Genomic DNA, 21,438 nt, shown 5'->3' on the forward strand with positions numbered 1-21,438 from the left:
TATGAAGAGATGCAGCCGGATGCGGCTTCTGAAGAGAAGGCAGAAGAAATCTTAGAGGAAGACGACAAGGCTCTGGCAGAGGAGGCCACCTGCGAAGAGGCCGTTGAGGAAGATGACCAGGCTGCTGAGGCAGCAGAAGGCCAGACAGAAGAGCAGGCAAAAGGAAAGACAGCCGAGAAAAAGGGCCTGTTCGGTAAAAAGAAAAAAGATAAAAAAGATGAGAAGATAGAAGAGCTCACCGATATGGTAAAGCGCCAGATGGCAGAGTTCGACAACTTCAGAAAGCGTACGGAGAAGGAAAAAGCTTCCATGTATGAGATCGGTGCGCGTGAAGTGATCGATAAGATTCTTCCGGTGGTTGACAACTTTGAAAGAGGTTTGGCTGCAGTTCCCGAAAATGAAAAGGAAAGCCCCTTTGCGGACGGCATGACAAAGATATACAAGCAGATGATGACCGTCTTTGAAGAGATCGGCGTAAAGGCCATCGAAGCAGTAGGGCAGGAATTTAATCCGGATTACCACAATGCAGTGATGCATGTGGAGGATGAAGAAGCCGGTGAGAATATAGTTGTAGAAGAGTTTCAGAAAGGTTACCTTTACAAAGACCACGTAGTGAGACACAGCATGGTGAAGGTTGCCAATTAGTTTTAGATGGTGCGCCGGAGGCGCAACCCAAATTCTCCGGCGGGACAGCCCGCTCGGATTATATCTCATAGATGAAACGCTCTGGCGGAGCGTTAAACCGCTTAGAACAGGAAAAGTAATTGATTTTAAATTCAGGAGGAATTTATCATGGGTAAAATTATAGGTATTGACTTAGGTACAACAAACAGTTGTGTAGGTGTTATGGAAGGCGGTCAGCCGGTAGTTATCGCCAATGCAGAAGGCGCAAGAACAACACCGTCCGTAGTTGCTTTTACAAAATCAGGAGAAAGACTGGTAGGTGAGCCGGCAAAACGTCAGGCCGTTACCAATGCAGATAAAACAATCTCTTCCATTAAGAGACATATGGGAACGGATTACAGAGTGGCAATTGACGACAAAAAATATTCTCCGCAGGAAATTTCTGCAATGATCCTTCAGAAACTGAAAAGTGATGCAGAGAACTACCTGGGCGAGAAAGTAACAGAGGCAGTTATCACAGTTCCCGCTTACTTCAACGATGCTCAGCGTCAGGCAACAAAAGACGCAGGTAAGATCGCAGGCCTGGAAGTAAAACGTATCATCAACGAGCCTACAGCAGCAGCACTTGCTTACGGCCTGGACAATGAAAAAGAGCAGAAGATCATGGTATACGACTTAGGCGGCGGTACTTTCGATGTTTCCATCATTGAAATCGGTGACGGTGTGATCGAAGTATTATCCACAGCAGGCGACAACCGTCTGGGCGGCGATGACTTTGACCAGAAAGTTGCAGATTACATGATCGCTGAATTCAAAAAAGCCGAAGGTGTAGACCTTTCCGCAGACAAAATGGCAATGCAGAGAATCAAAGAGGCTGCCGAGAAAGCGAAAAAAGAACTTTCTTCCGCAACCACAACCAACATTAACCTGCCGTTCATCAGCATGAACAGCAACGGACCTCTGCACTTTGATATGAACCTGACAAGAGCCAAATTCGATGAGCTGACACATGACCTGGTAGAGAGAACAGCAGAGCCGGTTCGCCGCGCACTGTCTGACGCAGGACTGAACTCTTCCGAACTGGGCCAGGTACTGTTAGTAGGTGGTTCCACACGTATCCCGGCTGTACAGGACAAAGTAAAACAGCTCACAGGCAAAGAGCCGAGCAAGACTCTGAACCCGGATGAGTGTGTAGCTCTGGGTGCTTCCGTACAGGGTGGTAAGCTGGCAGGCGATGCAGGCGCAGGCGATATCCTTCTTCTGGATGTTACCCCGCTGTCTCTGTCCATTGAGACCATGGGCGGTATCGCAACAAGGCTGATTGAAAGAAATACAACGATTCCTACCAAGAAGAGCCAGATCTTCTCCACAGCAGCCGACAACCAGACAGCAGTGGATATCAACGTGGTACAGGGTGAGAGACAGTTTGCAAGAGACAACAAATCCCTCGGACAGTTCCGTCTGGACGGAATTCCGCCTGCAAGAAGAGGTGTTCCGCAGATCGAGGTTACCTTTGATATTGATGCCAACGGTATCGTAAATGTATCTGCAAAAGACCTGGGAACAGGCAAAGAACAGCACATCACCATCACAGCAGGCTCCAACATGTCCGATGATGATATTGATAAAGCAGTAAGAGAAGCTGCTGAGTACGAAGCACAGGATAAGAAGAGAAAAGAAGCTGTAGACACCAAGAATGATGCTGACGCTATGGTATTCCAGACAGAGAAAGCTCTGGAAGAGGCAGGCGACAAGCTGGATGCCAATGACAAGACTGCCGTAGAAGCAGATCTGAACGCATTAAAAGAACTGTTAAACAGCTGTGCAAATACAGACGAGATCACAGATGCTCAGGTGGCTGACATCAAGGCCGGCAAAGACAAACTGATGGAGAGCGCACAGAAACTCTTCGCCAAGATGTATGAGCAGGCACAGGCTTCCCAGGGAACACAGGCAGGTCCGGGCCCGGACGCAGGCACTCAGGGAGGAAATGAAGCATACGGTGATGATGTGGTTGACGGAGACTACAGAGAAGTATAAAATAGCTTTGTCAGTAAATGACTTGGATGGCATGGGGTGTTTACAGCACTCCATGCCTGACTGTATGTTTAGAAAGGAATAAGACCAATGGCAGATAAAAGAGATTACTATGAAGTCTTAGGCGTGGACAAAGGCGCTGACGACGCCACTATCAAAAGCGCATACCGTAAGCTGGCAAAGAAGTACCATCCTGATGTAAACCCCGGAGACAAAGAAGCGGAGAAGAAATTCAAGGAGGCTACAGAGGCCTACGGCGTTTTGAGTGACCCGGATAAGAGAAGACAGTATGACCAGTTCGGCCATGCGGCCTTTGAAAACGGAGGTGCCGGCGGAGCAGGAGGCTTTGGAGGCTTCGGCGGTTTTGACGGCGCCGATATGGGTGATATTTTCGGCGATATTTTCGGCGATCTATTTGGCGGCGGCGGAAGAAGAAGAGCCAACAACGGCCCTATGAAGGGTGCCAATGTAAGGGCGTCCGTCCGCATTACCTTTGAAGAAGCAGTCTTTGGCTGTGAAAAAGAGCTGGATCTGAACCTGAAGGAGACCTGTAATACCTGTCACGGAACGGGTGCGAAGCCGGGAACTTCCCCGGAAACCTGTCCGAAATGCCACGGGGAAGGCCAGGTGGTATATACCCAGCAGTCCATGTTCGGTATGGTGAGAAATGTACAGACCTGTCCGGAGTGTCACGGTACCGGTAAGGTGATCAAGGACAAATGTACAGACTGCCGCGGAACCGGATACGTGAACCAGAGAAAGAAGATCCAGGTTTCTGTACCGGCAGGTATTGACAATGGACAGAGTATCCGTATCAGAGATAAGGGAGAACCGGGAACAAACGGCGGGCCGAGAGGAGACCTGCTGGTTGAGGTTGTTGTTGCCCGCCATCCCATTTTCCAGAGGCAGGATATGAACATATTCTCAACAGCGCCTATTACATTTGCGCAGGCTGCCCTCGGCGGCGAGGTGCGCATCAGCACAGTGGACGGAGATGTAATGTATGATGTGAAGCCGGGTACCCAGACAGACACAAAAGTGCGTCTGAAAGGCAAAGGTGTGCCGTCTCTCAGAAATAAGAGCGTGCGCGGCGACCACTATGTGACACTGGTGGTTCAGGTGCCTACCAAACTGAATGAGGATGCCAAGGAGGCTCTCAGAAAATTCGATGAGGCCTGCGGCAACCGCCCGTCCGGCAGCACAGAGAAAAAGAAAAAGGGCTTTATGGACAAACTGAAAGAGACCTTTGAGGACTGATTCGCCTGAAATCAGCCATATCAGGAGATTGTCGGGGAGAATGTACAAATTTTCTCTCCGGCAGTCTCTTTTTTTGGATGTGGGGATATGATACAATGGATTTATCAGAGAATAAGAAAGTTTAAGGTTGTTGCGATGGAGAAAATAGAGATAGATAAGAACAGCGGAACACCGCTGTATCTTCAACTTGCCCGGCAGTTGGAGCAGCAGGCAGCGGATGGCATCCTGGTTCCGGGGGAACGGCTTCTCTCAGAGGTCAGAATGGCCGAGGTTTCCGGTTTGTCTGTGGGTACGGTGAAAAAAGCATATACCTGGCTGCAGGACAGAGGCGTTGTGCAGAAGATCCGCGGCGGAGGTGCCTATGTGCAGAAAAAGCAGCCGGAAAACGGGCAGAGCAGGGGGAAAAGTCCTTCGGATATCGTGGAGGAAATGTTTTCAAAAGTGTCGTCCAGCGGTCTGCCCATGAACCGGGTGTTTCTGCTGGCACAGCAGGAACTGGTCAGCCATTTTCAGGAAAAACAGAAAATCTGTGCAGCACTGGTGGAGTGCAATATTGAGATCCTGCATTCCATTGCACCCGTGGTGGAATCCATCCCCAATCTGACGGTGGAAACCTATGTGCTGGAGGAACTGCTCTCAGGGAGCAGAGTGATCAGTTCCAGGTGTGATCTGGCCTTTATCTCCCAGAGCCATTACCAGGAGTTCATAGGGTATGCGGATGCTCTGGGGATCCCCACTGAGACCTTTGCGCTGGTGGAGAGCAGAGAGACCATAGCACGTCTGGCCACCATACCGGAAGACCAGCCCATCTGCATTTTGTACAGGAGCGCTACATTTTTGAAGAATGCAAGGAGGACCCTGCAGCATCTGGGCAAGACAAATGAACAGATCTGTGCCAGTGAGGAAGAGATGAGTGAGGCCATTGACAACTGCTGCCGGCAGGGAATGCCCCTGATCATTTCTCCCGATTACATAGAGTATGCAAGTGCGTGGACACTGCAGGTGGTGGCAAGGGCAAGGAAAAGCAGGAGCAGGATCATTCCCATGGAATATGAGATTGACCAGGGTTCCTGGATGCACATGGTGGAAGTGGTAGGCAAGATGGACAGACAGAAGGGAAATGGCGAAATATGAGCTGGACATTAGAAGAGAACGGAAAGATACCTGTATATCTTCAGATCGCGCAGAAGTTAATGGCAGAGATAGAGAACGGTACCTTGAAAGAGGGGGAGCGGCTTATGCCGGAGCGGAAGCTGAGCGAGAATCTGCATGTGGCCCGCAACACGGTGAAGCAGGCATATGAGGAATTGTGCAGGGAAGGCTATGCATCCACGAAAAAAGGCAGCGGTACTTATGTGGACACCAGCCGAAGAGCTGATATGGACGAAAAAGTATGCGGGGTGATTGATGATGCCATAGAAAAGCTGGCATCCATGGGCAAAAGCCAGAAAGAGATTGAGCGTATGTTCATGGAAAGCGCCTGGAGGCATGTCCCGGACAGAGAGAGGCTGAAGCTTGCCTGGATAGACTGCAGCGAGGAATTTCTGCAGGATACAGCCCGGGAGATTGCAGACTTCTGCAATGTCCATGCGGACGCGTATCTCATAGATGAAATCAGGGAAAAGCCCGGCGTATTAAACAGAGAAAAATATGACCTGTTCGCCACCACCATCAACCATCATGATGAGGTCTGGGCAACCGTGAAACATGTAGTGGAAGGCGGAGACAGGATACCGGTGGAGAAGGTGGTCTTGTCCGTATCCAATGAGACCATCAGCAATATTGCCAAGCTGCAGGGGGAAAAGCCCATTGCCGTTATTTACGGAAGTGAGTGGTACCGTTTCAGCGTGGAATGCTTCCTGAAGGAATTCGGTGTGGTCAGCCCTTATGCCTACATACCTGTAAAAAGCGGTATTTACGAACTGGAACGCAAAAACGACCGGTACCAGGCAGTCATTCTGCCGCAGAATCTCTCCTACAAAGACGGGCTTATAAGGGAGATACAGCTTTTGTGCGGAAAAAAGGGTATCAGCAGTTTTCCTTTCCACCAGTATGCTGACCAGGGTTCCCTGTTCCATCTGCGGGAGCTGGTGTTCAGAAGATGGCTGGAAGAGGGAATGGCTGCGGAGAATAGCTGAATATTTGACATGATACAGGGATATACAAAAAACAGAACAGAAAGCAAGAGAGAAGGGCAGTGTGCCGGATTATGGCGCGCTGCTTTTTCTATGTCTTCTTTTTTGGAGATTACGGAATATACATGTTGTAGGACATATAAGCGGTTATAAAATAGATTTGGTATAGACTAAATACTTTATGGAGAATTGGAATATATTAAAAATATAATTGGAATATATTAATTTTATTTAAAATATATTGTGACTGTGAAAAATGCACAAATTAGTGAGCGTAAAATTAACTTTAATGCTGAAATAATAAAAAAATATTGATTATACTTATAAATTGTGCTAGTATCAATATAAGCCAATCGGAAAGGTTGACAAGGTATTACAACAATTAATATATACCAATTAAAGAGAAATGAGGTGCTATTATGTCAACTAACTATCCACATTTATTCAGCCCGTTACGAATCGGAAACGTAACTCTGAAAAACCGTATCGCAACTGCTCCCATGGGATCAGAGCCTAATACATCCGGCTTCTTATCCGAGCAGAACCTTGCCGCATTTGAAAACCGTGCAAAAGGCGGTGCAGCCATTGTTACAAGAGGTGAGACTCTGGTCCACGCCCACACGGGAAGTGCCCATGGAAACCTCTGCAATCTGGACAACGAGGGATTTATGCCATCTCATCTGCAGCTGACAGACAGAATCCATCAGCACAACGCACTGGCAAATATTGAAATTTTACATAGCGGTGCCCGTGCCCATCCCCAGTACACAAACGGGATCATCTACGGACCAAGTGCACAGCCGGGTGTATACGGTGTGGATGTAACACCCATGGACGAAGACATCATGAATGAGATCGCAGATGCCTTTGCACATGGCGCTTATGTAGCAAAATTCGGCGGATTTGATATGGTCATGATCCACGGCGGCCATGGCTGGCTGCTCAGTGAATTCTTATCCCCGCTGTACAATACAAGAACAGACAAATACGGCGGTTCCATTGAAAACCGCGCCAGATTCCCGCTTATGGTCATTGACCGTATCCGCAAAGCCGTGGGACCGAACTTCCCCATTGAGATCCGTATCTCAGGTGATGAATTCATGGAAGGCGGCTACGGCATAGAGGATGCCATTGAATTTGCGAAAATGCTGGACGGCAAAGTGGACCTGATCCATGTATCCGCCACTTCCTTCCGCGACGTGAACTCCGGATGCCGTATGTTCCCGTCCGCATTTTTGCCGCACGGTGTCAATGTATATCTGGCAGAGGCCATTAAGAAACATGTGAAGACACCCATCGCGACGGTAGGTGCCCTGTCTGATCCGGCAGAGATGGAAGACATCATTGCATCCGGCAAGGCAGACGTGATCTATGTAGGCCGTCAGATCCTGGCAGATCCGGAATTCCCGAACAAGGCAAAAGCAGGACGTTTCGATGAGGTTCGCCCGTGCGTGAGATGTAATCACTGCCTGTCTCTGGATTTCGTTCCGTATGTAGATATGTGCTCCGGCATTTCCCAGTGTGTGGTAAATCCGGAAGTCGGACGTGACTTAAAAGAAGGTATGTACCAGCCAAAACCGCAGCCTAAGAAAGTGCTGGTGATCGGCGGAGGCCCGGGCGGTATGCAGGCAGCCCTGAAAGCGGAAGAGCAGGGACACGAAGTTATTTTGGTTGAGAAAGCGGACCGTCTCGGCGGTATGCTCAACGTGGCTGTCCACGATGTTTCCTTCAAAGAGGATCTTGGAAGTTATCTGCAGTACCTGATTCGCATGGTGGAGAGAAAAGCAATCCAGGTACGCCTGAATACAACTGCAACACCGGAGTTGATCCGGGAGATCGCACCGGATACAGTAGTCTGCGCAGTGGGCGCAGAACCGATCATCCCAAGGATCCCGGGAGTTGACAGAGAAAATGTAGTAAAAGTCACACAGCTTCGCGACCCGGACCTGAAATTCGGAGAGAAAGTCGTTGTGATCGGCGGCGGTCTTGTGGGATGCGAGGAAGGTCTGGCCCTGGCTATGGAAGGAAAGGATGTGACCGTTCTGGAAATGCAGGATAAACTGGCTCCGGACGCACCGATCCTGCATCTGAAAGCCATGATGCTGGAATACGAAAAACGCACAGAGAATTTACATCCGTATACAGAAGTCACAGTTACCTCCATTGAGGATGACGGTGTACACGCAAAAGATAAAGACGGCAAGGAGGTCATCTATCCGGCAGACACGGTTCTGTTGTCTGTGGGCATGAGATCCAAGATCGATGAGGTGGAGAAACTCCGCACAAACGACGCGGAATTTATCACAGTAGGTGACTGTATCAAACCGGGCAAGATTCTGCAGGCAGTAAGCGGCGGATATTTTGCAGGAAAATACGCATAACGGCAGGACATAGACATAACCTCTTCTCTAATGCACTGTCTCCCGGGGAATGCAGATTCCCCGGGGCGGGCAGTACAGGGGGAGTCTGTGCATCTTTTGATTTAATCAGATGCAGTTATGTCTATATACAATATTAGCGCATAAAAGAGGAGGGAATATATGTCTGAAGTTGCTTCAACCAAAGAACTAAAGAGGGTATTAGGCAGAAAAGAACTGCTGTCCATTGGTATCGGACAGACGATCGGTTCCGGTATTTTTGCCATGGTAGGTATCGGTATTGCCATGACAGGAAGGTCAGCCAGCATTTCCATGCTGATCGCCGCTATTTTTACTATTTTTACCAATATTCCGTTGATATTTGTAGCAGGTACGGTTCGTCTGAGAGGCGGTTTCTACACACAGCTTGCACTTCTCGGAAATGATGTCAGCGCAGGATTTTTTGTTATCGTTCATATCCTGTCCTGGACGGCACTGGCTATGTACGCGCTTAGCTTTGCGGATTATATGCTGGGCCTGATTCCGGCACTGGCTTCCAACGGCTTTGTACGCCAGTTGATCGCACTCATCGTGCTGACCGTCTTCTATATCACGAACCTGATGGGAATTGAGGGAGCAGCCAAACTGCAGAACGCCATGATGCTGATCATGATTCTGGCCCTGACAGCATTTATCGTGTTCGGTCTGCCCCATGTGACTCCGACTTATTTTGAACAGCCGGAATTCATGACCCACGGTGTGAAATCCATGTTGTCCGCAGGTGCCCTGTTTACCTGGGCCGTAGGCGGAGCGAACGTTGTCATCCATTTGGGCGCGGAGTGTAAGAACCCCACCAAGGATATTCCGTTTGTCATCATTGTAGCTACCTGTATCATCGCTGTATTCTATGCAGGTCTGGTAGTGGTTGCATCCGGCGTTCTTCCGGTAGCGGAAGTTGCCAATCAGCCGCTGACACTGGTATCCGCGGAAGTGCTTCCGTATCCGCTGCATGTATTCTTTATTGTCGGCGGTGCCATGTTCGCACTGTCCACAACCCTGAACTCTGCACTTGGCTGGGTTACAAAACCGATCCTGCAGGCAGCAGTTGACGGATGGTTCCCGCCTAAGGTTGCTACGATCCATAAGAAATACAAAACACCTACAGTCATCCTCACCATGTTCTACCTGGAGTGTGTGATCGTTATCCTGTTCAATGTTCCGATCTCCACGATCGGCAACATGGCAGTTATCTTAAACAACGTATTCTTTGCAATACTGGCGTTTACCTCCTACAATATGGTCAAGAAGATTCCGGATGTGTGGAACAAATCCAGGTTCCATGTAAGCAACGGCGTGCTTCTGTTCTGGGCTGTAATAGGCGGTATCTCCCTGATCCTGCAGACAACACTTCTGTTCAGTGATCTGAAACCGTGGGAGTTTGTTGCCAATGTAGTGGTACTGGTATTTGGTCTTGCATACGCGTTTTTCCGCAAAAGATCCGGAAAAGTCCATATGGAAGTCAGCTACGAGGAAGCATAAGAGGACCCATAAAAAGGTCAGTAAAAAGGCGGAGTTTTGCTTCGCTGTATCAGAAAAACAGAGATGTGATCCTTTTCGGAGGCCGCGTCTCTGTTTTTTTATATTGGCTCTCCGTTTCTTTTATCGTTGCATTCCTCATATTTTTTATATATAATAGGAATATTGGATGTAATTATCAGGACAACAGACAATTACAGCGACAGACAATTATAATGATAACAAAAGCGGAGAGTGTGGAAAAATGAGCGGTCTTGTAGTTATGAAGCAGATGATAATAATATTCGCGTTGATTATGGCAGGGTTTCTGCTGTATAAAAAGCATATCATATCCTCCGCTGCATCCAAAGACATGTCAGCATTGGTATTGAACCTCTGCTCCCCGGCTTTGATCATATCCAGCATGTTCAGTGACCTGAGCACCATATCCAGAAAAGATGTGGGCCTGGTGGCCCTCATAGGCGTTCTCTGTTTTGCATTTCTCATCATACTGGGATATGCTCTGACGAAGATCCTGCGGGTGCCTGTCTCCCAGAAGGAGGCATACATTCTGATGACTGTATTCGGCAACCTTGGGTTTATCGGGCTGCCTGTGGCCTCCGCGGTGCTGGGGCCTAAATCTATGGTGTATGTGATCGTCTTTAACTTTCTGTTCAATGTGGTGATCTTCACCTTTGGTATCATGCTGGTGAAAAAAGGCGTGGAAGGGGTGGAACAGTCCTGGACAGATATTTTCAGCCCCGGCTTTATTGCCTGCATCACAGCCTTTTTTATCTACTGGTTCCATATCAGGATTCCGGCAGATCTGCAGTCACTGGTAAACTACTGCGGCAATGCATGTACGCTTTTGTCATTGCTGGTGATCGGTATGTCCCTGGTGGGAATGAACCTGGGAAGTGTGTTCAGGAACAGGAGGCTTCTGCTTTTCACAGCCATCCGTTTTCTTGCAGTGCCCATAGCCCTGGCCCTGCTTTTGAAACCGCTGCTGCCGGATTATATTATGAGGGCATCCATTGTACTTATGATGTCTCTGCCTGTGGCCAATATGCCCATGATGATGGCGGAGCAGTACGGGAAAGAGACCGCAGCCATATCCGAGGGGATCATTTTGTCCACTGTGCTCTCGGCTGTTACGATCTCCCTGGTATTTTTATTTGTGTAGGCAGGACAAGATTGATTTCACTGGCTGCGATGGCAGCAGGAAAGGAGAATATAATATATGAAATGGAATAAATTCACACTGAAAACAAAGACCGACGTGGAGGATATCATTATCTCCACACTGGCGGATATCGGCATCCAGGGTGCTGAGATAGAGGATAAACAACCTTTGACAGAGGAGGATAAAAAGCAGATGTTTGTGGACATCCTGCCGGATATGCCCGAGGATGACGGTGTGGCATATCTGAATTTCTATCTGGATGAGGATGAAAATGTAGAGGAAATGCTGGAGAAGGTGAATGCCGAGCTGTCAGAACTCCGCAATTTCGTGGATATCGGTGAGGGTACCATCACCACATCCGAGACAGAGGACAAGGACTGGATCAACAACTGGAAACAGTATTTCAAACAGTTTTACGTGGATGATATTCTGATCATTCCCTCCTGGGAGGAAGTAAAGGAGGAGGACAGGGACCGCATGATCATCCATATTGACCCGGGAACCGCGTTCGGAACCGGCATGCATGAGACGACACAGCTCTGCATCCGCCAGCTTAAGAAATATGTGACATCCGAGACAGAGCTTCTGGATGTGGGGACGGGAAGCGGCATTCTGTCCATTGTGGCCTTAAAGCTGGGCGCCAAACACGCGGTGGGAACTGATCTGGACCCATGTGCAGTACCTGCTGTGGAGGAGAATAAGGAAGTAAATGGTATCCCTGCTGCAAGCTTTGACATGATGATCGGAAACATCATTGATGACAAAGCTATTCAGGACAGGGTGGGATATGAGAAATACGATATTGTGGCAGCCAACATTCTGGCAGATGTGCTGGTGCCGCTCACCCCGGTCATTTTGAACCAGCTGAAAAAGGGCGGTATTTATATCACATCGGGTATCATTGATGACAAGGAAGAAACTGTGGTGAAGGCAGTGAAGGATGCGGGCCTTGAGATCCTTGAGGTGACACACCAGGGCGAGTGGGTATCCGTGACTGCCCAAAAGAAATAAGGAGCGTTTTCATGTACCGTTTTTTCGTAGAGCCTTCCCAGGTGGAGGATCACACCATCCGCATCCTGGGCAGTGATGTAAACCATATTAAAAATGTGCTCCGCATGAAAACAGGAGAGGAGATCCTCATAAGCTCAGGGGATGATCTGGAGTATGCCTGCTACATTGAGGAGCTGGGTGACAAGGAAGTCCTGGCGCATGTGATGTATGTGCAGGAGGCAGGATATGAGCTGTCTTCCAGGATTTATCTGTTTCAGGGGCTTCCAAAAGGTGATAAGATGGAGCTGATCATCCAGAAGGCCGTGGAGCTTGGAGTCCATGAGGTGATTCCCGTGGCAACCAGGCGCGCTGTGGTAAAGCTGGATGGAAAAAAAGAAGAAAATAAGATTCGCCGCTGGCAGGCCATTGCCGAGAGCGCGGCAAAGCAGTCAAAACGTATGTATGTGCCGGAAGTCAGACATGTGATGCGTTTTAGCGAAGCCATAGAGCATGCGAAAGAGCTGGACGTGGTGCTTCTGCCCTACGAACTGGCAAAAGACATGAAAGAGACAAAGAAGATCATTGATCAGATAGAACCGGGCCAGTCCATCGGTATTTTTATCGGACCGGAGGGCGGGTTTGACGAGGAAGAGGTGCGTATGGCGGCAGACATGGGGGCCAGGGCCATCACACTGGGAAAACGAATTCTGCGGACAGAGACAGCAGGGCTTACCGTCCTCTCTGTCCTGATGTTTGCACTGGAGGAATAGAATGGAAGCGTATCTGGACAACTCAGCCACCACAAAATGTTTTGAAGAGGTAAAGGACATTGTGGTGAAAACCATGATGGAGGATTACGGCAACCCATCAGCCATGCATTTAAAAGGCGTGGAAGCGGAACGGTATGTGAAGGAAGCAGCCTCCGCCATTGCCAAAACCCTGAAAGTACAGGAGAAAGAGATTTTCTTCACCTCCGGTGGAACAGAATCGGACAACTGGGCCCTTGTGGGTACTGCGTATGCCAACTGCAGGCAGGGAAAGCACATCATTACCACATCCTTTGAGCACGCGGCAGTCTCTGCCCCTCTGGAATGGCTGAAGGAACAGGGGTATGAGATCACGGTCATTCCGGTGGATGAGAGAGGAAATCTGTCCCTGGAAAAACTGGAGGCAGCAATCCGCCCTGATACGATCCTGGTATCCACCATGTATGTGAATAATGAGATGGGAGCGGTTGTGCCTGTGGAGGCAGCGGCTAAGCTGGTACATGACAGGAACCCGAAGACCGTATACCATGTGGACGCCATACAGGGATACGGAAAGTACAGGATCTATCCGAAGCGTATGGGGATCGATCTGCTCTCTGTGAGCAGCCATAAGATCCATGGGCCGAAGGGCGTGGGATTCCTGTATGTCAGCGAAAAGGTTAAGATCCATCCCATGATCCTGGGAGGCGGGCAGCAGAAGGGCATGCGTTCCGGCACAGACAATGTACCGGGGATTGCGGGCCTTGGCACTGCGGCACGCATGGTCTATGAGAACCATGAGGAAAAAATGGAAAAGCTGAGAGCGCTTAAGACTTATCTGGCAAAGAACCTGTCGGAAATGGAGCGGGTGGTTATCAACGGGCCGCTGCCAAAGGACGGGGCACCTCACATTATAAATGCCAGCTTTCTGGGCGTGAGGAGCGAAGTGCTGCTGCACACCCTGGAGGACAAGGGAATCTATGTATCTGCGGGAAGTGCCTGTTCCAGCCATAAGCGGGCAGCAAGCGCCTCCATGACAGCCATATCCGCCGACCAGGAACGGCGGGAATCGGCCATTCGTTTCAGCCTCAGTGAATTTACCACAAAAGAGGAGCTTGATTATACACTGGAGCAGATCAGAACTGTACTGCCTGTGCTCCGGAAGTATGCAAGGCACTGATAAAGGAAAGGAATAGAATATGTATAAAGCATTTTTAATAAAATACGCGGAGATAGCGATCAAGGGAAAGAACCGCTATATCTTCGAGGACGCTCTGGTGGACCAGATCCGCCACGTGTTAAAGGGCGTGGATGGAGAATTTGACGTGGTGAAGGAGAGGGGCAGGATCTATGTGTTTGCCCGGGGAGAATATGATTATGAGGAGACTGTGGAGGCGCTGAAGCGGGTGTTCGGTATCTTCGGCATCTGTCCTGCTGTTGTGCTTCAGGACCAGGGATACGAGGAGCTGGCGAAGGCCGTTGTATCCTACACACAGGAGGTTTACGGTGATAAGACCATGACCTTTAAGATGGATGTGAGGAGAACGAAAAAGAGTTATCCCATGAATTCCATGGAATTGAACGCGGAGCTGGGCGGAGAGATCCTGGATGCCTGCCCCAATATGAAAGTGGATGTGCACAAACCGGATGTGTTTATCCATGTGGAGATCAGGGATAAGATATATCTGTATTCCCAGGTGATCCCGGGACCCGGCGGCATGCCTGTGGGCACCGGCGGCAGAGCCATGCTTCTTCTGTCCGGCGGCATTGACAGCCCGGTGGCCGGCTATATGATCGCAAAACGCGGTGTGAAGATTGACGCTGTGTATTTCCACGCGCCGCCGTACACCAGCGAACGCGCGAAACAGAAGGTTGTGGACCTGGCTAAACTGGTGGCACGTTACAGCGGCCCCATCCGTCTGCATGTGGTCAATTTCACGGATATTCAGTTATATATTTATGAAAAGTGCCCTCATGAGGAGCTGACCATCATTATGCGCCGCTATATGATGAAGATCGCTGAGGCATTTGCGGAGAAGGACGGCTGTCTGGGACTGATAACCGGAGAGAGCATAGGACAGGTTGCAAGTCAGACCATGCAGAGCCTGGCAGCCACAAATGAAGTGTGCACCATGCCTGTATTCCGCCCGGTGATCGGATTTGACAAGCAGGAGATCGTGGATGTGGCTCTGAAGATCAACACATATGAGACTTCCATCCTTCCCTATGAGGACTGCTGTACCATTTTCGTGGCCAAACATCCTGTGACAAAGCCGAGCCTGAAGGTCATCAAGCGCTCTGAGGAAAAACTTCAGGAGAAGATAGAAGAGATGATGGAGGAAGCCATCCAAACGGCAGAGACGATCATCTGTGAATAAATAAGCAGAAAAAAAGGACTGCCCCCGGGCAGTCCTGGCTGTTGCTTTGTCGGAATGAATCTCGATTAGTCTACTAAATATGGTTTTAATACAGTTAAGATGTCATCTAAAGCGCCATCAGCTGCATGGATGTTCAAGTCAATAGCTTTGGATAAATCTAAGCTGAAGATACCCATGATGGACTTAGCGTCGATAACGTATCTTCCGGATACTAAATCAAAATCATAATCAAATTTTGTAATTTCATTCACGAATGATTTTACTTTGTCGATAGAATTCAGTGAAATTTTTACTGTTTTCATTGGAAAAATCCTCCCTTACCTATTCCGTTTTTTGCTTCTTACAAGACTTATGTTACCGTTTATGGCAAAAAAAGTCAATATAAAAAAGGGAGAAATAAAATACAAAGAATATGACAACTATTCGTCAAAACGCTTAACGAATTATCACGATAAAGAGGTTTAGAATGAAAAAAAAAGTAGCATTGCACAATTTGGGCTGTAAAGTCAACGCTTACGAGATAGAAGCCATGCAGCAGATGCTGGAACAGGCAGGGTATGAGATCGTGCCTTTTGCGCCCGGGGCGGACATTTATATCATCAATACCTGTACGGTCACCAACATTGCGGATAGGAAATCAAGGCAGATGCTCCACAAGGCCAAGAAGATGAATCCGGATGCCGTGGTGGTGGCAGCAGGCTGCTATGTACAGGCAAAAAAAGATGAGGCACAGATAGACGAGGCCATTGATATTGTGCTGGGAAACAACAAAAAACAGGATCTGCTGGCTGTATTAGAGCAGTATGACAGGGAAAAGGGCCAGGAAAAAGAACTGATAGACTTAAAAGAACCGGTGGAGTATGAGGAACTGAAGCTCTCCTCCACAGGGGAGCACACCAGAGCTTACCTGAAAGTGCAGGACGGATGCAATCAGTTCTGCAGCTACTGTATTATCCCCTATGTGAGGGGGCGTGTGAGAAGCCGGAAAAGGCAGGAGATCGTAGACGAGGTGAAACGGCTTGTTAAGAACGGCTACCAGGAATTTGTCCTCACAGGCATCCACCTGAGTTCCTACGGTGTGGACTGCAGTGATTCGCTTCTTCAGCTCATTCTGGCTGTCCATGAGATCGAGGGAGTGAAAAGAATTCGCCTGGGATCTTTAGAACCCCGTATTATTACGGAAGAATTTGTCAAAACTATAAGCAGCTTATCTAAAATATGTCCTCATTTCCATCTGTCCCTGCAGAGCGGCTGCGATGAAACCCTGAAACGTATGAACAGGAGATACACTGCCGAAGAGTACCTGGACGGCTGTGCACTTCTGCGTAAATATTTTGACCATCCGGCTCTCACCACGGATGTGATCGTGGGATTTCCCCAGGAGTCAGAGGAAGAATTTGAAAAGTCCAGAGACATGATAGAGCGCGCGGGCTTTTACGAGACCCATATCTTCAAATATTCCAGACGGGAGGGCACCCGGGCTGACCGCATGGAAGGACAGATACCGGAACAGGTAAAGACAGCCAGAAGTCATGTGCTGATCGAGCTGGGAAAACAGCAGAAACAGAAATTTATGGAATATTATCTCGGCAGGGAAGTGGAGATCCTCTTTGAGGAGCAGGCCCAGATCCATGGTAAAACATATTGGATCGGCCATACCAGAGAGTATTTGAAAGTGGCAGCAGAGACAAAAGAAAGCCTGGAGAATTGCATAAAAATTGGCAAAATTGGCGGATTTGTCGAAGATGGCGTTTTTATTTGCGCAATATAATGGTTGAATTTCCCTCCAAGATATATTAGAATAAGGATATGGTTTAGAGAACTATCCGGCGGTTACGATCCGAATAGGTAACCCGAATAGTTACAAGTTTAGATAAGGGCGTGAGAGATTATGGAGAATAATTTAGGAAATACTCAATATTTCAAAGTGAAGACAGAACCGGAAGTCCGGGTAAAGGAAGTTCTGGACCTGGTATACAATGCTATGGCGGAGAAAGGATATAATCCGGTAAACCAGATCGTTGGTTACATCATGTCCGGCGACCCGACTTATATCACCAGCTACAAGGGTGCCAGAAGTACCATTATGAAAGTAGAGCGTGATGAGTTAGTGGAGGAGCTTTTGAAGGAGTATATCAAGAACGAATCCTGGAAGCGTGACTGATGATGAGAATCATGGGACTTGACTATGGCTCTAAGACAATAGGGGTGGCGATCAGCGACCCTCTGGGTCTTACTGCCCAGGGAATCGAAATTATCCGTCGGGAAGATGAAAATAAACTTAGAAAATCCCTTCGCCGGATTGAGGAGCTTGTAAGCGAATATCAGGTGGAAGAGATTGTTCTTGGATTTCCCAAGAACATGAATAACACCATAGGAGAACGGGCGCAGAAGTCTCTGGAGCTGAAGGAAATGCTGGAGAGAAGATGCGGACTGCCTGTGATCATGTGGGATGAAAGGCTGACTACTGTTGAGGCCAACCGTACGCTCATGGAAAGCGGCGTGCGCAGAGAGAACAGAAGTAAATACGTGGATATGATAGCTGCAGTGTTTATTTTGCAGGGCTATCTGGATGCAAAAGCAAACCCGGGTACAGTTTGATTTCAGCTTGATACCGTATTTGGACTATTGAGGGAAAGAAGGCTCGTTTCCGGGTTTGGGCGTTTATGCACGTAAAAAGAACGACAGAAAGGAAGAATGTATGGAGACAATTATTTTTGATGGAGAAGACGGAACAGAATTGGAGTTAGGAATTCTGGAACAGACAAGAGTGAACGGAAGCGTATATCTGCTGGTAGTGGATCCCGACGATTCGGACGATGAAGGGGCAGCAGCATATATTTTAAAGGACATTTCAGAGGATGGCGAAGAAGAAGGCTGCTACGTGTTCGTGGAAGACGATACGGAATACGATGCGGTTTTTAAGGTCTTTGAAGCCATGTTAGAGGACATTGAATTTGAAAATTGAACGGAGAAATTGGAGGAATTAACTTGAAAAAAAACAACAACTCAAAATTGAAGATCATTCCTTTGGGCGGGTTGGAACAGATAGGAATGAATATTACTGCCTTTGAATATGAGGACAGTATTGTCGTAGTGGACTGCGGTCTGTCATTTCCGGAGGACGATATGCTGGGAATTGACCTTGTTATACCGGACATCACATATCTGAAGGACAATATTGACAAAGTCAAAGGTTTCGTTATCACCCATGGTCATGAGGATCATATTGGGGCGCTTCCTTACGTGATGAAGGAGATCAATATCCCCATCTATGCAACAAAGCTTACGATCGGATTAATCGAGAATAAATTCAAAGAGCATAACCTGCTTAGAAGTACCAAGAGAAAAGTGATCAAACATGGACAGTCCATCAATCTGGGCTGCTTTCGTATAGAATTTATCAAGACAAACCACAGCATTCAGGATGCCTCCGCGCTGGCAATTTATTCACCTGCGGGAATCGTGGTGCATACCGGTGACTTCAAAGTGGACTATACTCCTGTGTTCGGAGACGCCATTGATCTGCAGCGGTTTGCGGAAATCGGAAAGAAAGGTGTACTGGCACTTATGTGCGACAGTACCAATGCAGAGCGCAAGGGATTTACCATGTCCGAGCGCACGGTTGGAAGGACCTTTGACAATATATTTGCAGAGCATAAGAATACCAGGATCATCATTGCCACCTTTGCATCCAATGTAGACAGGGTGCAGCAGATTATTAATTCTGCTTACAAATACGGCAGGAAAGTGGCTGTGGAGGGCCGAAGCATGGTCAATGTCATCGGAACAGCTTCTGAACTGGGATATCTGAGGATTCCGGACAAGACGCTTATTGAGATTGACCAGCTTAGGAATTATCCGGACGAGAAGGTGGTGCTGATCACCACGGGAAGCCAGGGCGAGTCCATGGCAGCCCTGTCCAGGATGGCAGCCAGCATTCACAAGAAAGTGACGATCAAGCCCAACGATACGATCATTTTCAGTTCCAACCCCATTCCGGGTAATGAAAAGGCAGTATCCAAGGTGATCAATGAACTGAGCATGAAAGGCGCGGACGTTATTTTCCAGGATGCCCACGTATCCGGACATGCCTGCCAGGAGGAGATCAAGCTGATCTATTCCCTGGTAAAACCCAAATACGCCATTCCGGTGCACGGTGAATACCGCCACCTGAAAGCCCAGGCAGGTCTTGCCCTGGATTTGGGAATTCCGAAAGAAAATGTGTTTATCCTGCAGTCCGGCGATGTGCTGGAACTGAATGAGGAGGAACCTGCTAAAGTTACAGGCAAAGTGCGCACAGGCGCTATCCTGGTTGACGGACTTGGTGTGGGCGATGTGGGAAATATCGTGCTTCGTGACCGCCAGCATCTGGCAGAGGACGGTATCATGATCGTGGTGCTGACTCTGGAGAAGCGTTCCAGCCGTCTATTGGCAGGACCGGACATAGTCTCCCGTGGTTTTGTGTATGTAAGGGAATCGGAAGATTTGATGGATGAGGCCAGAATTGTGGTGGAGGACGCCATTGATGTGTGCCTGGACAAGCATATAACAGACTGGGGCAAAATCAAGAATGTGATCAAGGACTCCCTGGGTGAATTTTTATGGAAGAGAACCAAGAGAAATCCCATGATTCTGCCCATCATCATGGAGGCTTAAGAAGATGAGTATAATCGACGTCTGCGTGGACAAGCTGGTGCATGCAATCAAAAACGGCGTTGTCTACAAGCAGTACTGCACGGCTCTGGAAGAGATCAAGGCGGTCCCGGGGCTGAAGGAACAGGTAGATGAGCTGCGCAAGCTGAATTATCAGATTCAGGCAGAAGGTGACGATATCAATCTCTATGATGCGATTGATGATATAGACAGCAAGATGGATGAACTGTGCAGGATTCCGGAGGTAAACCGTTTCCTGGAAGCGGAGCTTACGCTGTGCAGACAGCTTCAGAGTATTGACGCTTCCATTCATCAGGGAATACAGTTGGATATTCCGGATCTTTAACAAAACAGGCTGTTTTCGGCCGGCGCTTTTCCTGCCGGGCCGGAAACGGGTTATAAGGAGAACAACATGGCAAAAGGAATCAGAAAACAGGGTGCGGCATCTATAATGGCAAGCGGATTTTTCAGGCTGGCAGTTTATGCCTGTATTATATTTGCGGTCATTTTTGTGGGCAAGTCTGCCTATGATTTCGGGTATGCGATCTTCAATGAGGTTCCGATGGCTGAGGGAGAGGGAACAGATATCACGGTTGTGATCAAGGATGGTTCCTCTGTCTATCAGATAGGCAAGATCCTGAAGAAAAAGGGCCTGATCGAGGACGCAAAGGTCTTCGTAGTACAGGAGAAACTGTCCAATTATAAGAATAAACTTCAGGCAGGTACCTATATTCTGAATACCAATATGACAGCAGAAGAGATGATGGCAATTCTGGCCCGTGAGAATGTGGACGGCCAGCCCACCCAGGGTGGCGGTACAGACGGCAATTCGGCTGTACAGGATACCTCGGAGACTGGCGGGGAAGGCACAGACCAGGGAACAGAATAGCAGAGGAAATAAAAGTGATAGTTGACGAGAGAATGGTAACCTATATTAATTCCCTGGACAGAGGAAACACCCCCTTTCTCAATGAACTGGAGAAAAAAGCCAGGGAGGACAGGGTGCCTGTCATCCGCAGGGAGATGCAGAGTTTCCTGAAAGTATTGCTTCAGATAAAACGTCCCCGCCTCATTTTAGAGGTGGGGACTGCTGTTGGGTTCTCCACGCTTCTGATGAGCGAATACGCGCCGGAGACGTGCAGGATCACCACCATAGAGAACTATGAGAAGCGGATACCCATTGCGCAGGAAAATTTCAAAAAAGCGGGCAAAGAGGACCGGATCACCCTGCTTTGCGGGGATGCTGCCCGGGTATTAACAACGCTGGAGGGTCCTTATGACCTGATTTTTATGGATGCTGCCAAGGCGCAGTATATTCATTTTCTTCCGGAAGTGTTAAGGCTTCTCGGACCGGGAGGAATCCTGGTGTCCGACAATGTGCTGCAGGACGGGGACCTGATCGAGTCCCATTTTGCCGTGGAGCGCAGGAACCGCACCATTTACAAAAGAATGCGGGAGTATCTCTATGTGCTGAAGAACCATGAAGAACTGGAAACCTCCATACTGCCTCTGGGAGATGGAGTGACTCTGAGTATAAAGAAACAGAAACAGGATGGATAA

21 protein-coding genes are annotated in these 21,438 nt (G+C 48.5%); 20 read left to right on the top strand and 1 reads right to left on the bottom strand.

Translation table 11 applies throughout. The features are described 5' to 3' along the window. The first annotated feature begins 9 nt into the window (after positions 1-9). The 12 genes from grpE (at position 10) to thiI (ending at position 15,222) form a co-directional block, all read left to right on the top strand. Positions 10-645: a nucleotide exchange factor GrpE gene (gene grpE / locus V8Q34_RS19500; protein ID WP_033142398.1), complete on the top strand. Its 636-nt coding sequence runs from the start codon at positions 10-12 to the stop codon at positions 643-645. Positions 646-792: 147 nt separating this feature from the next. Beyond that, entirely contained in the window at positions 793-2,664 is a 1,872-nt protein-coding gene (dnaK, locus tag V8Q34_RS19505) for a molecular chaperone DnaK (RefSeq protein WP_033142361.1), read from the top strand. An 87-nt stretch (positions 2,665-2,751) separates the two neighbouring features. Next, the gene (gene dnaJ, locus V8Q34_RS19510) at positions 2,752-3,918 is read left to right on the top strand and encodes a molecular chaperone DnaJ (RefSeq protein ID WP_033142362.1); all 1,167 of its coding nucleotides are present in this window, start codon (positions 2,752-2,754) and stop codon (positions 3,916-3,918) included. A gap of 87 nt (positions 3,919-4,005) precedes the next feature. Beyond that, complete coding sequence (locus tag V8Q34_RS19515; RefSeq protein ID WP_103732775.1) at positions 4,006-5,052, top strand: GntR family transcriptional regulator; 1,047 nt, start codon at positions 4,006-4,008, stop codon at positions 5,050-5,052. Further along, on the top strand, positions 5,049-6,056 hold the full coding sequence (locus V8Q34_RS19520; RefSeq protein ID WP_103732776.1) for a GntR family transcriptional regulator: 1,008 nt from the start codon (positions 5,049-5,051) through the stop codon (positions 6,054-6,056). The genes V8Q34_RS19515 and V8Q34_RS19520 overlap by 4 nt, the downstream gene beginning before the upstream one ends. A gap of 416 nt (positions 6,057-6,472) precedes the next feature. Then, positions 6,473-8,434 carry an oxidoreductase gene (locus V8Q34_RS19525; protein ID WP_148392644.1) on the top strand — a complete coding sequence of 654 codons (1,962 nt, stop codon included), beginning with the start codon at positions 6,473-6,475 and terminating at the stop codon, positions 8,432-8,434. A 159-nt stretch (positions 8,435-8,593) separates the two neighbouring features. Then, positions 8,594-9,949: an APC family permease gene (locus V8Q34_RS19530; RefSeq protein ID WP_033142366.1), complete on the top strand. Its 1,356-nt coding sequence runs from the start codon at positions 8,594-8,596 to the stop codon at positions 9,947-9,949. A 241-nt stretch (positions 9,950-10,190) separates the two neighbouring features. Further along, a complete protein-coding gene (locus V8Q34_RS19535; RefSeq protein WP_033142367.1) occupies positions 10,191-11,108 on the top strand; it encodes an AEC family transporter in 918 nt (305 codons plus the stop codon). Between the two features lie 57 nt (positions 11,109-11,165). Beyond that, positions 11,166-12,119 carry a 50S ribosomal protein L11 methyltransferase gene (gene prmA, locus V8Q34_RS19540; protein WP_033142368.1) on the top strand — a complete coding sequence of 318 codons (954 nt, stop codon included), beginning with the start codon at positions 11,166-11,168 and terminating at the stop codon, positions 12,117-12,119. A gap of 11 nt (positions 12,120-12,130) precedes the next feature. Next, positions 12,131-12,868 carry a 16S rRNA (uracil(1498)-N(3))-methyltransferase gene (locus V8Q34_RS19545; RefSeq protein ID WP_227242503.1) on the top strand — a complete coding sequence of 246 codons (738 nt, stop codon included), beginning with the start codon at positions 12,131-12,133 and terminating at the stop codon, positions 12,866-12,868. A gap of 1 nt (position 12,869) precedes the next feature. After that, on the top strand, positions 12,870-14,024 hold the full coding sequence (locus V8Q34_RS19550) for a cysteine desulfurase family protein (RefSeq protein ID WP_103731486.1): 1,155 nt from the start codon (positions 12,870-12,872) through the stop codon (positions 14,022-14,024). 19 nt (positions 14,025-14,043) lie between these two features. Further along, the gene (gene thiI, locus V8Q34_RS19555) at positions 14,044-15,222 is read left to right on the top strand and encodes a tRNA uracil 4-sulfurtransferase ThiI (protein WP_054351940.1); all 1,179 of its coding nucleotides are present in this window, start codon (positions 14,044-14,046) and stop codon (positions 15,220-15,222) included. Between the two features lie 65 nt (positions 15,223-15,287). Here thiI and V8Q34_RS19560 read toward each other — a convergent pair whose 3' ends face one another. Further along, a complete protein-coding gene (locus tag V8Q34_RS19560; protein WP_018596059.1) occupies positions 15,288-15,524 on the bottom strand; it encodes an HPr family phosphocarrier protein in 237 nt (78 codons plus the stop codon). Between the two features lie 164 nt (positions 15,525-15,688). On the opposite strand from V8Q34_RS19560, the gene mtaB reads away from it, so the two are divergent. The 8 genes from mtaB (at position 15,689) to V8Q34_RS19600 (ending at position 21,438) form a co-directional block, all read left to right on the top strand. Further along, positions 15,689-16,993 (top strand): tRNA (N(6)-L-threonylcarbamoyladenosine(37)-C(2))-methylthiotransferase MtaB, encoded by a 1,305-nt coding sequence (gene mtaB, locus V8Q34_RS19565; RefSeq protein ID WP_148392641.1) that lies wholly within the window; start codon positions 15,689-15,691, stop codon positions 16,991-16,993. Positions 16,994-17,113: 120 nt separating this feature from the next. Beyond that, the gene (locus tag V8Q34_RS19570) at positions 17,114-17,386 is read left to right on the top strand and encodes an IreB family regulatory phosphoprotein (protein ID WP_018596061.1); all 273 of its coding nucleotides are present in this window, start codon (positions 17,114-17,116) and stop codon (positions 17,384-17,386) included. Positions 17,387-17,388: 2 nt separating this feature from the next. Then, the gene (gene ruvX / locus V8Q34_RS19575; protein ID WP_033142399.1) at positions 17,389-17,823 is read left to right on the top strand and encodes a Holliday junction resolvase RuvX; all 435 of its coding nucleotides are present in this window, start codon (positions 17,389-17,391) and stop codon (positions 17,821-17,823) included. 100 nt (positions 17,824-17,923) lie between these two features. Further along, positions 17,924-18,190 (top strand): DUF1292 domain-containing protein, encoded by a 267-nt coding sequence (locus V8Q34_RS19580; protein ID WP_033142373.1) that lies wholly within the window; start codon positions 17,924-17,926, stop codon positions 18,188-18,190. A gap of 23 nt (positions 18,191-18,213) precedes the next feature. Continuing rightward, positions 18,214-19,881 carry a ribonuclease J gene (locus V8Q34_RS19585; protein WP_033142374.1) on the top strand — a complete coding sequence of 556 codons (1,668 nt, stop codon included), beginning with the start codon at positions 18,214-18,216 and terminating at the stop codon, positions 19,879-19,881. Between the two features lie 4 nt (positions 19,882-19,885). After that, on the top strand, positions 19,886-20,224 hold the full coding sequence (locus V8Q34_RS19590) for a YlbF family regulator (RefSeq protein WP_033142375.1): 339 nt from the start codon (positions 19,886-19,888) through the stop codon (positions 20,222-20,224). Between the two features lie 66 nt (positions 20,225-20,290). Further along, a complete protein-coding gene (locus V8Q34_RS19595) occupies positions 20,291-20,767 on the top strand; it encodes an endolytic transglycosylase MltG (protein WP_052099587.1) in 477 nt (158 codons plus the stop codon). 14 nt (positions 20,768-20,781) lie between these two features. Continuing rightward, positions 20,782-21,438 (top strand): O-methyltransferase, encoded by a 657-nt coding sequence (locus V8Q34_RS19600; protein ID WP_033142376.1) that lies wholly within the window; start codon positions 20,782-20,784, stop codon positions 21,436-21,438.

It is taken from the genome of Blautia sp. JLR.GB0024, assembly GCF_037000545.1.
GTDB lineage: Bacteria > Bacillota > Clostridia > Lachnospirales > Lachnospiraceae > Blautia > Blautia celeris.

Bases quoted from the DNA above. Each gene is read 5' to 3' on its own strand.
- grpE (WP_033142398.1), top strand. From the start codon at position 10: ATGCAGCCGGATGCGGCTTCTGAAGAGAAGGCAGAAGAAATCTTAGAG.
- dnaK (WP_033142361.1), top strand. From the start codon at position 793: ATGGGTAAAATTATAGGTATTGACTTAGGTACAACAAACAGTTGTGTA.
- dnaJ (WP_033142362.1), top strand. From the start codon at position 2,752: ATGGCAGATAAAAGAGATTACTATGAAGTCTTAGGCGTGGACAAAGGC.
- V8Q34_RS19515 (WP_103732775.1), top strand. From the start codon at position 4,006: ATGATACAATGGATTTATCAGAGAATAAGAAAGTTTAAGGTTGTTGCG.
- V8Q34_RS19520 (WP_103732776.1), top strand. From the start codon at position 5,049: ATGAGCTGGACATTAGAAGAGAACGGAAAGATACCTGTATATCTTCAG.
- V8Q34_RS19525 (WP_148392644.1), top strand. From the start codon at position 6,473: ATGTCAACTAACTATCCACATTTATTCAGCCCGTTACGAATCGGAAAC.
- V8Q34_RS19530 (WP_033142366.1), top strand. From the start codon at position 8,594: ATGTCTGAAGTTGCTTCAACCAAAGAACTAAAGAGGGTATTAGGCAGA.
- V8Q34_RS19535 (WP_033142367.1), top strand. From the start codon at position 10,191: ATGAGCGGTCTTGTAGTTATGAAGCAGATGATAATAATATTCGCGTTG.
- prmA (WP_033142368.1), top strand. From the start codon at position 11,166: ATGAAATGGAATAAATTCACACTGAAAACAAAGACCGACGTGGAGGAT.
- V8Q34_RS19545 (WP_227242503.1), top strand. From the start codon at position 12,131: ATGTACCGTTTTTTCGTAGAGCCTTCCCAGGTGGAGGATCACACCATC.
- V8Q34_RS19550 (WP_103731486.1), top strand. From the start codon at position 12,870: ATGGAAGCGTATCTGGACAACTCAGCCACCACAAAATGTTTTGAAGAG.
- thiI (WP_054351940.1), top strand. From the start codon at position 14,044: ATGTATAAAGCATTTTTAATAAAATACGCGGAGATAGCGATCAAGGGA.
- V8Q34_RS19560 (WP_018596059.1), bottom strand. From the start codon at position 15,524: ATGAAAACAGTAAAAATTTCACTGAATTCTATCGACAAAGTAAAATCA.
- mtaB (WP_148392641.1), top strand. From the start codon at position 15,689: ATGAAAAAAAAAGTAGCATTGCACAATTTGGGCTGTAAAGTCAACGCT.
- V8Q34_RS19570 (WP_018596061.1), top strand. From the start codon at position 17,114: ATGGAGAATAATTTAGGAAATACTCAATATTTCAAAGTGAAGACAGAA.
- ruvX (WP_033142399.1), top strand. From the start codon at position 17,389: ATGAGAATCATGGGACTTGACTATGGCTCTAAGACAATAGGGGTGGCG.
- V8Q34_RS19580 (WP_033142373.1), top strand. From the start codon at position 17,924: ATGGAGACAATTATTTTTGATGGAGAAGACGGAACAGAATTGGAGTTA.
- V8Q34_RS19590 (WP_033142375.1), top strand. From the start codon at position 19,886: ATGAGTATAATCGACGTCTGCGTGGACAAGCTGGTGCATGCAATCAAA.
- V8Q34_RS19595 (WP_052099587.1), top strand. From the start codon at position 20,291: ATGGCAAAAGGAATCAGAAAACAGGGTGCGGCATCTATAATGGCAAGC.